Below are 13531 nucleotides of genomic sequence, written 5' to 3' on the forward strand. Positions count from 1 at the left end.
CTTCCGTTTCGCCGTCCGCATGCGTAACGCGGCGGATATGCGCACCCTGTCCGATATTCTCGAAGAGTATGAATTCCTCGAAGGCGATGATCGCTACGGCTTGCTGATCGAGCTGGGCCGCGAACTGGAACCGATGCCCGAGGTGTTGAAAACCGATGCCACCTTGGTGCGCGGCTGTTCAGCGGCGGTGTGGGTCTATCCTGCCGGTTCGGACAGCACAGCGCTGCATTTCCTTGCAGACAGCAACGCTGCGATCACCAAGGGCATTGTTGCGCTTGTCATAGCTGCGGTGCAGGACCGTCCGGCGGCCGAAGTCGCGCAGATCGACGTGATGGGCACGCTTGCCCCGTTTGATCTGAAAAACCAATTGTCGAGCAATCGCACCCAGGGCGTGCCCAACATGATCGCACTGGTCAAGGAACACGCAGCGCGGCTGGCGGCAGGCTGACTGCGCCTTCCGGCTCGGTACACGCTGGAGGAAGCGGGTACTGCCGAAGGGCCTCGGCCACGCTGTTTGCCTCAGGCAGAGAGCCGGCCGGCTCCCAGATAAATCGCGGATCGCGCGTTAGCGGACCGGGAACGCGCTGCGGTGGCGCCCAGGTGTTCCGCTCCAGCACGACACCGTCCAGCGGCTGCATCAAGGTTGTCACGAGGGCGCGGTCGCCCCGCTTGACCTTGAGCGCGTCAAGCATGGCATCTGGCGGCAACGGCGCACCGATGACTGCGTTCAGATAGGCACTCGCCCGGTTTTCGCGAATGCGCACACCCGCCGATGGGCGCCCATCCTTTGCCGGAAGCGCAGCAATCCAGCTTGGGCGCCCGCCTGCATTTCCGAAAACGGTGTTGTGTTCAATGAGGGAGTTTGTGGCCCCGTACAGCGCGATGCCATGCTGATTGGCAGGCAAGACAATGTTGCAGCGGATCGTCACGTCGCGCCAATGGCCATCAAAGATAACGATGCCTTGCCAGCCGAACCGATCCGTTCTCTGCTGCGATGGCTCGCGAATGGGCGCACGCAGGCACAAGTTGCGCTCGATCATTACCGGGCCGGACGATTGGCGCTCGGGCAACTGTCCCTGCATGCAATCGGGATGCAGCCGGCCTGGAACGGGCCGCTGGCCGAAGATCGCATTGTCGCGGATGGTCAGATCGCGGCCGGAAAACTGGATACCATCAACCGAAACACCCGTGACGGCATTCCCCGCCACCAGCACCTTGCGGGCGCGATAGATATTCAACCCGCTTTCCAGATCATGGAGGTGGCTGTTGGTCAAAGTCAGACAATCGCCGCCAAACTGCAATCCTGACGGCGCCCTGGCCGAAAAATCAGCTGGGTCAGCTTCAGCGAGGCGTGTCGTCCAGCCAATCTCGACGTTATCCAGCAGGATGTTATCAGCGCGATGCGGACCGGGCGCGTAAGTGGTGGCAAGAAAGCCTGCTTGCGAGGCAGGGGCATCGCCAACAATACGCAAACCGCGCAGCACGAAATGCGAAGCGCCAGACAGATTGAGCCCGGACAGACGCACATTTGCTGACGGTGCAGCGGCAATTGTCACAAATCCAGCGTTGGCCAATCCTGACAGATCAACCAAACCATAGTCGCCATCGGCCAAAAGCAGGGTATCGCCGCTGCGCACGACCGCGCCCCGGCGTTCTGCAAGACGCGTAACGGGCGCCCGCCCGGTCACGCTGGCAGCGTACCGATCCGCCCGCCACAAGCGTCGCCGATATTCCCCGATCAGGCCGCCTGAAACCAGTGAACGCAGGTCACGCCACGGGCGCGCGGCACTGCCATCACCAGCGATACTCCCGCGCACCGGATCAACATGGAACACCCGGCCGGAAAGCCGGACATCTTTCGTACAGGACGGAAGCGGGATGGTATCAATCGTTCCTTCAGGCGGCGGTGGAGGGCGCGTCCCGGCGCTGAACACCACATAGGCAAGGGCAGCCGCGGCAACGCCGAGCGCCCCTGCTCGCCCTGCTGACATCAGGCGATATCGCCTCCGGGTCGCACAACCGCCAGCCCGGCTTCCTTCTGACGCTTTAGCTCTGCCTTAAGCTTGGCCGGATCGCGCGCGAAGACAAAGCCGAAGCTTACCCCGCCTTCTTTCCCGATGGTCGCATGGTGCAGCTTGTGTGCTTGCACCAGCCGCTTGGCATAGCCCTTGCGCGGCACCCACTTCCAGTAACGCTGGTGCACCAGCCCGTCATGGATCAGCGTGTAGATCACGCCGTACAAGGTGATCCCCACCGCAAACCACCACAGCCAGTCCCAATACAGCGCGCCGTAGATATACATCGCGGCGTTGATCGAGCCAAAGACGACGGCGAACAAGTCGTTCTTTTCCAGCACGTTATTGTGCGGCTCGTGATGATCGCGGTGCCATCCCCAGCCCCAGCCATGCATGATATACTTGTGCGCTACCCAGGCGAACACTTCCATCCCGATCAACGAGGACATGACGGTCAGGAACACTTCAAGCCAGCTCATGCGGGCACCTTTGCTGTCTGTTCAACCTGGCCCACCCCTGCCCGGCGCGCGCCTGGCAAACCCCACCACGGCACATCGGGGCGCCGGTGATGTTCGAGATGATAGCCGAAATGAAAACACGAGGCGAGACTGGCGAGAGTGCCGAAATCCTCGCTGCGGGTGTTATGGCGGTCAGCAAACTCAGCCGCACCGGGGCCGGTTTCATGGCAGTGCGGACGGAAGGTGCCGAAGTAAAATAATTGGAGCGAAGAGCCCAAGGCAGGCAATCCGTAAAGCAGCACGATCTGCGCCATCGGGATATCCAGCACCAGCCAGTAAATCCCTACGACGGTGTGGACGAACAGGATCGACCGCCAGCCGAAATAGCGCCGAAAAAAGGTGCCATACCACCGCCAGAAATTATCCGGGTGATGTTCGTCGAAATCAGGATCGCCCGCGCGGCCTGCCAGCTTGTGATGGGCAAAATGCGCATCGCGCAATTGCCGCCAGGCAAAGCCTGCGTAAAGCGCCAGCAACACTGCCCCGATCACGCCGTTCAGCCGCGGACGGCCCGGCACAAGACTGCCATGCATCGCATCATGGCAAACGATGAACACGCCAACTGACAGCCAGCATTGCACCATCGCCATGGCCAGCGCGAAGGGCAGGTTGCTCCACGTCAGCTCAAAAACGAACATCGCATAGGCGTGGATCGCCAGCCAGCTTCCAGCGATAGCAAGCCCAAGCGCAAGGCCAACCACGCGCTGCACCGAACGATCAGGAAGGACGAAATTCGCGGTCATCGTGGAAAGGATACGCAGGCAGCAGTCATGTGGTTGCGTATAGAAGCTGGAAGCGCGGTGGCAAATGCGTTTGCACAGGCGCGGCTTGCGCTCGCGGCAGAGCCAACCCGGGCTTCGGGCCGCGAAGCGCCGGGTTAACTTGATCGTTAAGCTTATGTGGCAACGCGATAACCCGGCCCGTAATGTGCGAAACTGACCTGCACGCCTGTACCCGCGTTCAGCAGGCCAGCCCAGCCACGCGGTGCGATGCAGGGCGCAATAGTATGAATGAACTGAAGATTTCCCATGACACCGCGATGTTTGAAGTGCCGGCTGTCGTTGATGCAAAGGGCAAACTGACCGAGCCGTGCATCCGCGAGGCCGCAGGGATGATGGATCGTTACGGTCTGGTTATTCTGACCAATCTCCTATCGGATGAGGAAGCGGATTTCGGCCTTGAGCTGATGCGCCAGACTGTAAACGATCCTGCCCGCCACCGGTCATCCTTCGCCAGCGAAACAGACAATCTTTACGTGCGCCGCGACTTTTGCTCGCTGCCGTCGACCCCGCCGGTGATGCGCTTTGCAGGCACTTTGACCCAGCGCCTTGAGGGTATTCTGTCAGAGTTTTGCGGCCGGTCGCGTCCGCTGCTCGAAATCGCGACCTTCACCAGCTATTGGGGCTCGTCCCATCAATATATTCATCGCGACCCGTCAGGTGTCATCAGCCTGTTTGCTGCGGTCGAAGATGTTTCAGATCAACAGGGCGGGACGGTGTTTGTACCGGGCACCCATATGTATGGCGGCGCTGCCAATACGCATGGCGGCCAAGCCTATGAATTGATGGAGTTGTTCCGCACAAAAACCAATGCCCGCATTGCGATCTACAACCTGAAAAAACTGTGGCGGATGCGCCAGGACACGCCGGCGCGGCTGGCGCCGGGCGAATTTCTTGATCGGGTGTTCTCGGTTAAATGGGACCAGCACCAGCCCAATATCTTGCGGTTTGCGCTGGGAAAGAATTCCCAGTTCAGCCTGCGCGACATTGGCCCTGTGACGCTGTGGAAGCTGTATCGCCGGCGCAAGACGCTCGCCGCCCTGTTCCGCCCGGTTCAGGTGGCGCCGCGCAAAGGCACAGTGATCCTCTATCGGAGCGACTTGCTGCATGCTGGGCCGGACAACCGATCGCAACATCCCCGGCGGTTCTTCGGAATGAGCATCGCGCGCGACATTATCGAGGCGAAATACTGGCACGACGGCTATTCGCCGCACCCCACCCTGACCGCGCAGCCCGTGTCTTTTGGCGATCTTCTGGATGGCCCTGCCCTGACCGAACCGCCCCAGGCCCTCGCGCCGCCCGTCAGCGCCGTGGCGCGGTAAAGACCCACGCCGCCGCGCGGCATTACTCCGCTTGCGGAAAGAAGAACGCGCGCAGATGTTCGCCGATGCGGGCCGGGCGCAGGGTCTCAGCGTCAATGCAGCACCAGGATGATTGCACTTCGGCCAGCACTTCCTCGCCGCGTTTGATCAGCGTGGAATAGAACGCCCGCGCACCGTTGAAGCGTTCCAGCACGGTCTGGGCGATCACATCGTCTTCAAGAAAGGCGGGTTTGCGGTAGGTGATTTCGTGCTTCAGCGCGACCCACGCCTTGCTGGCCACGTCTTCGGCCGGTGCGATCCCGCGCCAATGCGCCAGCACGGCATCCTGCACCCAGTTCAGATAGCGCGCGTTGTTCACGTGCCCCATGAAGTCGATGTCGCCCGGCTGGACGATGATCGGATGAAGAAAGGCCGCGGCAGGGGATTCGTTTGCTGACATGATTGTAAGCTAGCGCAAGATTATGACAATTTCCACCAACGCGTCTCGGTGAAATGCCGCAATCTTGCCACGGCTCGGCAATCGTGACTATTGGGCCGCACTTTCACCCTCCGGATAATGGACCCGATCATGGCCAGCCGCCCTCGCACGCTCTACGAAAAGATCTGGGACGCGCATGTTGTTGAGACGCGTGATGATGGGACCGCGCTGATCTATATTGATCGCCATCTGGTGCATGAAGTCACCAGCCCGCAGGCGTTTGAAGCGCTCAAGGTTGCCGGGCGCCCGGTGCGCAGACCCGAGCTGACGCTGGCGGTGCCCGATCACAACCTGCCGACCACGCCCCGCCTGGACGCGGCGGGCAAGCCTGTGCCGATTGTCGATGTCGAAAGCGCAGCCCAGCTCGCCGCTCTCGAAGTCAACGCGCCTGCCTTTGGCATCCGTTACATCCCGGCGACCGCGAAGGAGCAGGGGATCGTCCATGTCGTGGGCCCGGAACAGGGCTTTTCGCTGCCCGGCACCACCATCGTGTGCGGCGATTCCCACACCGCCTGCCACGGCGGATTGGGCGCGCTGGCTTTCGGTATCGGCACCAGTGAGGTCGAGCATGTGCTGGCAACCCAAACGCTGCTGCTCCAGCAATCCAGACCGATGGAAGTGCGCGTGGATGGCGATATTGGTCCCGGCATCAGCGCCAAAGACCTGATCCTGCACATTATCGGCCGGATCGGGGCGGCAGGCGGGTCGGGTTACGTGATCGAGTATCGCGGCGCCGTGTTCCAGCGTATGACTGTCGAGGAACGCCTCACGGTTTGCAACATGAGCATCGAGGCGGGCGCACGTGCAGGGCTGATCGCGCCCGACGACATCACCTTTGCCTATCTCAAGGGCCGTCCGATGGCGCCCAAGGGCGCGGAATGGGACGCGGCGGTCGCCTACTGGCGCACGCTCCATACGGATGAAGGCGCGGTGTTCGCCAAATCCGTCACGATCAACGCCGCCGATGTCGAACCCAGCGTCACCTGGGGCACCAGCCCCGAGGACGTCGTGGCGATTGGCGGGCGTGTGCCTTCGCCTGAAGACTTCGCCGACGAAGCAAAGCGCGTCGCTGCGCAGAAATCACTCGACTACATGGGCCTCACCCCCGGCATGGCGATGACGGACGTCTCCATCGAGAACGTCTTCATCGGCAGCTGCACCAACAGCCGCATCGAAGACCTGCGCGCCGCCGCTGCGATCCTGAAGGGGCGCCGCAAGGCCGACAACGTGCGCTGGGCGATCGTCGTGCCCGGATCGGGCCTGGTGAAGGCCATGGCCGAGGAAGAGGGTCTCGACCGGATTTTCACCGAAGCGGGCTTCGAATGGCGCGAGCCGGGCTGTTCGGCCTGTCTCGGCATGAACCCCGACAAAGTCCCCCCGGGCGAACGCTGCGCTTCGACCAGCAACCGCAACTTCGTCGGCCGCCAAGGCCCGGGCGCGCGCACGCATCTTGTCTCGCCTGCGATGGCGGCGGCTGCCGCTGTGACCGGGCGTCTCGCCGATGTGCGTGCGCTTGTCTGACGCCAACCCTTGAACAACCGCCAAGTGAAGCGCATGGAAAGCCCATGACCGACAAGCCCAAGAATAACACCGCCCGCAACGCTGCGATTGCCGCGGCAGGTGCCATCGGATCGGCAGCCATCGCTGCCGCGCTGCTCTATGCGGGCAAGCGCAAGAAGAAGCCGAACAATCAGGCCCAATCCGGCCCGATCCCCTCGGGCGAGCCGCCGCAGACAGATTAAGGACTACCGCCCATGCAGCCCCTTACCCGCGTCGAAGGCCGCGCCATCCCGCTTGGTCTCAAGAATGTCGACACCGACATCATCATCCCGGCCAAATGGCTCAAGACCATCAGCCGCGAAGGCCTCGGCGCGGGCGCCTTCGAAGTACTGCGGGCAGAACCGGGCAATGTCTTCGACGATCCTGCCTACAAGGGCGCGCCGATCCTGATCGCGGGCGACAATTATGGGTGCGGTTCCAGCCGCGAGCATGCGGCCTGGGCGATGCTCGATCTCGGCATCCGCGTGGTGATCGCACCGAGCTTTTCCGACATCCATTCGGGCAATGCGGTCAAGAACGGCATCCTGCCCGTGGTGTTGCCGCAGGACGCTGTCGACCGGCTGCTTGAAGTCGCGCGCGAAGGGCAGACGATCACGGTCGATCTCGAAAGCCAGACCGTGACCACCCCTTATCAGGATCGCTTCACGTTCGAGATCGATCCGTTCCGCAAGCATTGTCTGCTCAACGGCCTCGACGAGGTGGGCCTCACGATGGCGCGCGGCGAGGCGATCGGCAGTTTCGAGGCCAGCCGCACCGCCGCCCAGCCGTGGCTGATGCGCGGCACTGAGGCCGCATAGACTTACAATACCGGGAGAGGACATGATGAAAGCCATTCGCACCCACCAGACCGGCGGGCCTGAAACCCTGACGCTCGACGAGGTCGATACCCCCGTCCCCGGCGCGGGCGAAGTGCTGGTTGCGGTGAAGGCCTGCGCGATCAATTATCCCGATGGCCTCATCATCCGCGACATGTACCAGTTCAAGCCGCAGCGCCCCTTCTCGCCCGGTGGCGAGATCAGCGGCGTGATCGAAGCGGTTGGCGAGGGTGTCGAAGGCTTCGCGGTGGGTGACCGCGTGCTCGCCGGGATCGGCAATGGCGGCCTTGCGGAAAAGGTCGTCGTCCCCGCAGGCCGGATGTTCAAGGTACCCGGCGGCGTGCCGTTCGAGAAAGCCGCATCGCTGCTGATGACCTACGGCACCACCATCCACGGGCTGAAGGATCGCGGCCATGTCAAGGCAGGCGACACCGTGCTGATCTTGGGCGCGGCGGGCGGCGTGGGGCTTTCGGCGATCGAGCTCGCCAAGGCTTTTGGCGCGCGCGTGGTCGCGGCGGTGTCTTCGGAAGCCAAGGGCGAAGTTGCGAAGAAGGCCGGGGCCGACGAGGTCGTGATCTACCCGCGCGACGCCATGGACAAGGATGCCTCCAAGGCGCTCGCCGAAGCCTTCAAGCAGGCCTGCGGCCCGAACGGCGCGAACATCGTCTATGACATTGTCGGCGGGCAATATTCCGAGCCTGCCCTGCGCGCCATCGCGTGGGAGGGCCGCTTCCTGGTGGTCGGCTTCCCCGCCGGGATCGCCAAGATGCCGCTCAATCTCACCCTGCTGAAGTCCTGCGACATCTGCGGCGTGTTCTGGGGCGCTTTCACCGCGCGCGATCCCGAAGGCTTCCACGCACAAGTAAACGAACTGTTCGATCTGATGGCTGCGGGCAAGATCGACCCATTGGTCAGCGAAACATTCCCGCTTGAGCGCGCCGGCGATGCCATTGCCAAGCTCGAAGCGCGCGAGGCGGTCGGCAAGCTGGTTGTGACGATGGGATAGTGTCTCCTTATTGTGATCGGGGGGCGCGGCTTCGCCCTTGAAGCCGCGCCCGCCCACCTCTAACGTCTTGGCCGGATCGTACCCGAAGGGACACTAGAATGACCGATTTCAAGGACCGCGAACGCGCTGAAGAAGCCAAGTTTGCGCTGGACAACGAAACCGCCTTCCGCATCGCCGCGCGCCGCAACCGCCTGCTTGGCGAATGGGCCGCCGGATTGATGAAGCTGACGCCCGAGGAGGCTGATGCCTACCGCAAGGCGGTGGTGCAGGCCGACTTCGAAGAGTCGGGTGATGAGGACGTGGTGCGCAAGCTGCTTGGCGATCTGACCGCAGCGCAAACCGATATCAGCGAGGCTGATATTCGCGCCAAGCTTGAAGAAATGAACGTCGAAGCCCGCCGCCAACTGCTCGGCGGGGTGTAAACCATGCCGATGACCGCGACTGCAATCGAAGAAGCGATACGCACCGCGCTTCCCGGTGCAACGGTTGAGCTGACCGATCTTGCCGGCGACAATGATCACTGGGCTGCAACCGTCACCGCCCCTCAGTTCGCCGGCCTGAGCCGTGTCGCCCAGCACAAGCTGGTCTATGCCGCATTCGGCGGGCGGATGGGCGGGGAACTGCATGCCTTGCAAGTCACCACCGTGGTCCCCACGTAATAAAGCAACATTCAACCTCACGCATCAGGGGCGCACCGCACCATGACCGACGTTAATTCCCGCATTTCCGACCTCGTCACCAGCAATGACGTGGTGCTGTTCATGAAAGGCACGCCGCTGTTCCCGCAATGCGGCTTTTCCGCGCGCGCCATCGCCATTCTCGACCATTGCGGCGTCGCTTACGAAACCGTTGACGTGTTGCAGGACATGGAAATCCGGCAGGGCATCAAAAACTATTCCGACTGGCCGACCATCCCGCAATTGTATGTGAAGGGCGAGTTTCTTGGCGGCAGCGACATCATGACCGAGATGTTCGAGGCAGGCGAATTGCAGCAGATGCTGAACGAAAGCGGCGTGGCCAAGGTCGCCTGAAGCTGCTGTTTTAGCGGTGTAGGTGCAGGCGTATCGCGGCTTTGGCCATTGTCGCCTGCGGACTGCCCAATGTTTCGCCCGCAGCAAATGGCGGGCCAACCGGCAAATAAAAAAGCGCTCCGCAGGACCAGTGCGGAGCGCTTTTTTTCGGGAGAGGCGCGACCCGGAGACCAGGAAGGATCGCGCCCATTGACAATAACCATTGGGACTACACCATCTAATGCATGGTGCGTGCCAAACTTGAGAAAGCACGGATTTAAGCCGTTTTTTCGTCTCTCCCGACCGAACACAAGCGGTCACCTGTAAAGCATCCCGACACACCTGATCAAACCGGCAGTAATTGGCCTTGGCTCTTGGCAAGCGCGTGCCGCAGCGCCATCCTTTGCCACCATGACCAGTGACAGCACTCGCGATTCTGGCCCTCAGGGCATTCCCGCAGCAACCATCATCATCTTCCGCAATGCCCCGGACGGAGACGCGCCCGAGGTGTTGATGACCGTGCGGTCGCGTAACATGACCTTTGCCGGCGGGATGGCGGTTTTTCCCGGCGGACGGGTCGATCCGGCGGACTATGCATTAGCCGAGCAGACCGCGGCTGAATTCGGCCTCACGCCAGACGAAGCCGCGCATCAAATCGCCGCGGTGCGCGAGACGCTGGAGGAAACCGGCCTCGCGCTTGGTCTGGCAGGCGCCATTACCGCCGAACGCGCTGCTGCCGCCCGCGAGATGCTCAACGAGGCTGGCGCGCTGGCCCCGGTGCTCACGGCGTTCGGGTGGCGGCTTGACCTTGGCCAGATCACACCCTTTGCCCGTTGGTTCCCCAAGAACGAAAACATCACCCGCGTCTATGACACGCGCTTCTATCTCGCCAATCTCGGCACCGGCGCTGTCGACGTGTCGATCGATCATGCCGAAAACACCCACCTGTTCTGGACGACCGCGCAAGGCGCGCTCGATGCAGCGGAGCGGGGCGAGATCAAGCTGATCTTCCCCACCCGCCGCAATCTCGAACGCCTCGCCCTGTTCGCCAGCTTCGAGGAAGCCCGCGCGCAGGCCAAGGCTATTCCCGTGCGCACGATCATGCCGCAAGTTGTCGATCAGGACGGCAAACCGTGGCTGACCATCCTTGCCGATGCAGGGTATCCGGTGACAGGCGAATTGCTGGAAAACGTTGCCCGCGGTTGACGGGTGAAGCCGGGCGAATCGCGCTCCAGCACTCTTCAGCAGCAAATGGTATCGCTATCATAGTGGCGTCACTTGCCATGCAGTCGTATTCTTGTGCTATCTTTCATCAGCAAATCAGCGTGATGATCGTAAATACGTGCAGGCATCACATTGCCGCCCACGCCCCGGATTGACTTACCTGCGCAGATTTCCCAACATCAATGTTAGCGTTAGCAGAGACGCAGGGCATGGCAGAGATTACTGCCAGGGGAGAGGGATATGACAGGCCAATTGGCCCACAGGCGAGCTTGCCTGATCGCAGCGCTGCTTGGTGCTGCGAGCATTGCGTCAATCGCATCGGCTGAAACGACCGAGGCTCCGACGTCCGCGCCCGGAACGGCCAATCCCGAGATTTGGCCCGCCTATACCTACCCCGTCCCAATCCGCCCTGAGCATGAGGCGCGCATTGCCGCCCTCATCGCGCGCATGACGACGGAAGAAAAGATTGGTCAGCTGGTGCAGGCCGATCTGTGCTGCGTCACGCCTGATGATGTGCGCAAGTACAAGTTGGGCTCGATCCTCGTTGGCGGCAATTCCGGCCCCAATGGCAACGACCTGTCGCCCGCACCCGATTGGCTGAAGGCGGCGGACGCGTTCTACCTTGCCTCGGTCGACCGGAGCGATGGCGGCGTGGGCGTGCCGATCATCTGGGGCACCGACGCGGTGCACGGCCATTCCAACATCATCGGCGCGACGATTTTCCCGCATAACATCGGGCTTGGCGCGATGCGCGATCCGGCGCTGATCGAACGGATCGGCGCGGTCACTGCCAAGGAAATCCGCGTCACCGGGCAGGAATGGACCTTTGCGCCCACCGTTGCCGTACCGCGCGATTTCCGCTGGGGCCGCGCCTACGAAGGCTATTCCTCCGATCCCGACCTCGTCGCATCCTATGTCGGCGCAATGGTGCGCGGGCTTCAGGGTCCACCGGCGGGGGACAATCTGCTGGCCGGGCCTTACGTGATCGCCTCGACCAAGCATTTCCTCGCCGATGGCGGCACCGACAAGGGCGTGGACCAAGGCGACAGCTCGATCAGCGAGACCGAGCTGAGGGATATTCACGGCAAGCCCTATGGCCCTGCGATTGCCGAAGGTGTCTCGACCGTGATGGTCAGCTTTTCCAGCTGGCAGGGTGTCAAGATGACCGGCAATCACTCGCTGGTCACCGGCGTGCTGAAAGACCGGATGGACTTTGGCGGCTTCGTGGTGTCGGACTGGAACGCCCACGGGCAGGTGGCGGGCTGCACCAACGAGGTGTGCCCGCAGGCGCTGATGGTGGGGGTCGACATGTACATGGCGCCCGACACGTGGAAGCCGATATACGAAGACCTGCTGGCCCGCGCGAAATCGGGCGATGTGCCGATGGCGCGGATCGACGAGGCGGTGGCGCGGATCCTGCGGGTCAAGGCGCGGCTTGGGCTGTTTGACGCGGGCAAGCCATCTGACCGGCCTTACTCGGGACAATATGAATTGCTCGGCGCGCCCGAACATCGCGCGGTGGCGCGCGAAGCGGTGCGCAAATCGCTGGTGCTGCTCAAGAACCAGGGCGTGCTGCCGCTTGCACCGGGCCAGCGGCTGCTGGTGGCAGGTGATGGCGCGGATGACATCGCACGCCAATCGGGCGGCTGGACGCTAAGCTGGCAGGGCACCGGTGTGGACAACAGCCACTTCCCCGGCGCGACCTCGATCTGGGCGGGCTTGCAGCAAGCGGTCACCGCAGGCGGCGGCAGCGCTGTTCTCTCACCCGATGGCAGCTATGCCGACAAGCCCGATGCCGCCGTGGTGGTGTTTGGCGAGACGCCCTATGCCGAGTTTCAGGGGGACCGCGCTGCGCTGGTGCTCGATCCCGAACTGACCGCGCCCTATGCGACGATGAAGCGGCTTCAGGCCGAAGGCATCCCGGTGGTCGCAGTGATGATCACGGGCCGTCCGCTGTATGTGAACCCGGCGCTCAACGCTGCCGATGCCTTTGTGGTCGCGTGGCTGCCGGGCAGCGAGGGCGCAGGCATCGCCGATGTGCTGGTGGGCGATAGCGCCGGCCAGCCGCGCCATGACTTTGCCGGAAAGCTCCCCGCCAATTGGCCGCGCGCGGCGCAGATGGAGGACGGCATTCTGTTCCCCTTCGGCTTCGGCCTTGATTACGCCGCCCCTGCCGGCGCATGGGCAGCGCTGCCGGAATTGGATGCGAACGCGGTCGGCGGAGACAGCCGGACGTGGTTTGCCGCAGGCAATCCGGCGGCGCGCTGGTCGTTGTGGGTGGCGAGCGGCGGCGGGGCGGAGCTTGAAACCCGCATCACCACCCTCCCCGCTGAGGCGTTTGGCGGACGGGTGCGGGTGACGGCTGAAAACTACAAGGTGCAGGAAGGCGCACGGCGCTTTGCCGTCGCGGATGGCACAGTCAGCGTGCAGCTTGGCAATCTCGATCCGGTCGATATCGCACGCGAGACCAATGGCGATGTCATGCTGCTGGTGACGATGCGGGTGTGGGATGCCCCTGATGCCGCGCGGATCGGCGCAATCGGGCCGGGCAGCGAAGGATTTGCCGCTGTGACCCTGCCCGTGAGCGATGGATATGTGCGTTACGGCTTACCTTTGAAATGCCTGCGCGATGCCGGCGCGGACGTCGCCAGCCTGACCCGGCCCTTCGTCCTCGAAACGCAAGGGGCAGCCGATTACGCCATCGCCGAAGTCCGGATTGGCAGCGATGCCGAACAGGTGTTGCCATGCGGCTGACGCGCTGACGAATGCACGAAACGCAGGCCGCAAAGGCCGCACCAAGGGAG

The 13531-nt window shown here is 62.8% G+C and carries 15 protein-coding genes; 11 read left to right on the forward strand and 4 right to left on the reverse strand.

Annotated elements, in window-relative coordinates; translation table 11 throughout:
- Window positions 1-37: 37 nt before the first annotated feature.
- Window positions 38-448 (forward strand): SufE family protein, encoded by a 411-nt coding sequence (locus tag C0V72_RS05525; protein ID WP_101792227.1) that lies wholly within the window; start codon window positions 38-40, stop codon window positions 446-448.
- Here C0V72_RS05525 and C0V72_RS05530 read toward each other — a convergent pair.
- The 3 genes from C0V72_RS05530 to C0V72_RS05540 all read right to left on the reverse strand — a co-directional run bounded on the left by C0V72_RS05530 (window position 414) and on the right by C0V72_RS05540 (window position 3276).
- Window positions 414-1637, reverse strand: a complete 1224-nt coding sequence (locus tag C0V72_RS05530) for a right-handed parallel beta-helix repeat-containing protein (protein ID WP_172438921.1) — start codon at window positions 1635-1637, stop codon at window positions 414-416. The two genes, C0V72_RS05525 and C0V72_RS05530, sit on opposite strands and share 35 nt — an antisense overlap.
- Before the next feature lie 353 nt (window positions 1638-1990).
- A complete protein-coding gene (locus tag C0V72_RS05535) occupies window positions 1991-2494 on the reverse strand; it encodes a sterol desaturase family protein (protein ID WP_101792229.1) in 504 nt (167 codons plus the stop codon).
- On the reverse strand, window positions 2491-3276 hold the full coding sequence (locus tag C0V72_RS05540) for a fatty acid desaturase (protein ID WP_101792230.1): 786 nt from the start codon (window positions 3274-3276) through the stop codon (window positions 2491-2493). The genes C0V72_RS05535 and C0V72_RS05540 overlap by 4 nt, the downstream gene beginning before the upstream one ends.
- A gap of 263 nt (window positions 3277-3539) precedes the next feature.
- Between C0V72_RS05540 and C0V72_RS05545 the strand changes: the two genes are divergently transcribed.
- A complete protein-coding gene (locus C0V72_RS05545; RefSeq protein ID WP_101792231.1) occupies window positions 3540-4634 on the forward strand; it encodes a hypothetical protein in 1095 nt (364 codons plus the stop codon).
- A 22-nt stretch (window positions 4635-4656) separates the two neighbouring features.
- On the opposite strand, the gene C0V72_RS05550 is transcribed toward C0V72_RS05545, so the two are convergent.
- The gene (locus tag C0V72_RS05550) at window positions 4657-5073 is read right to left on the reverse strand and encodes an acyl-CoA thioesterase (RefSeq protein ID WP_101792232.1); all 417 of its coding nucleotides are present in this window, start codon (window positions 5071-5073) and stop codon (window positions 4657-4659) included.
- A 129-nt stretch (window positions 5074-5202) separates the two neighbouring features.
- On the opposite strand from C0V72_RS05550, the gene leuC reads away from it, so the two are divergent.
- From leuC to C0V72_RS05595, 9 genes are all read left to right on the forward strand, one after another.
- The gene (gene leuC / locus C0V72_RS05555) at window positions 5203-6633 is read left to right on the forward strand and encodes a 3-isopropylmalate dehydratase large subunit (RefSeq protein ID WP_101792282.1); all 1431 of its coding nucleotides are present in this window, start codon (window positions 5203-5205) and stop codon (window positions 6631-6633) included.
- 44 nt (window positions 6634-6677) lie between these two features.
- Window positions 6678-6854 (forward strand): LPXTG cell wall anchor domain-containing protein, encoded by a 177-nt coding sequence (locus C0V72_RS05560; protein ID WP_101792233.1) that lies wholly within the window; start codon window positions 6678-6680, stop codon window positions 6852-6854.
- A 12-nt stretch (window positions 6855-6866) separates the two neighbouring features.
- On the forward strand, window positions 6867-7469 hold the full coding sequence (gene leuD, locus C0V72_RS05565; protein ID WP_101792234.1) for a 3-isopropylmalate dehydratase small subunit: 603 nt from the start codon (window positions 6867-6869) through the stop codon (window positions 7467-7469).
- A 25-nt stretch (window positions 7470-7494) separates the two neighbouring features.
- The gene (locus C0V72_RS05570) at window positions 7495-8493 is read left to right on the forward strand and encodes an NADPH:quinone oxidoreductase family protein (protein ID WP_101792283.1); all 999 of its coding nucleotides are present in this window, start codon (window positions 7495-7497) and stop codon (window positions 8491-8493) included.
- Between the two features lie 98 nt (window positions 8494-8591).
- Window positions 8592-8915 (forward strand): DUF1476 domain-containing protein, encoded by a 324-nt coding sequence (locus C0V72_RS05575; RefSeq protein ID WP_101792235.1) that lies wholly within the window; start codon window positions 8592-8594, stop codon window positions 8913-8915.
- A gap of 3 nt (window positions 8916-8918) precedes the next feature.
- Entirely contained in the window at window positions 8919-9152 is a 234-nt protein-coding gene (locus tag C0V72_RS05580; RefSeq protein WP_101792236.1) for a BolA/IbaG family iron-sulfur metabolism protein, read from the forward strand.
- A 42-nt stretch (window positions 9153-9194) separates the two neighbouring features.
- Entirely contained in the window at window positions 9195-9524 is a 330-nt protein-coding gene (grxD, locus tag C0V72_RS05585) for a Grx4 family monothiol glutaredoxin (protein ID WP_101792237.1), read from the forward strand.
- Between the two features lie 390 nt (window positions 9525-9914).
- Entirely contained in the window at window positions 9915-10709 is a 795-nt protein-coding gene (locus C0V72_RS05590) for an NUDIX hydrolase (protein ID WP_101792238.1), read from the forward strand.
- Window positions 10710-10967: 258 nt separating this feature from the next.
- Entirely contained in the window at window positions 10968-13481 is a 2514-nt protein-coding gene (locus C0V72_RS05595) for a glycoside hydrolase family 3 protein (RefSeq protein ID WP_101792239.1), read from the forward strand.
- Window positions 13482-13531 lie beyond the last annotated feature (50 nt).

Origin of the sequence: Porphyrobacter sp. TH134 (assembly GCF_002855495.1) — a bacterium.
In the GTDB taxonomy this organism is placed as follows: Bacteria; Pseudomonadota; Alphaproteobacteria; order Sphingomonadales; family Sphingomonadaceae; genus Erythrobacter.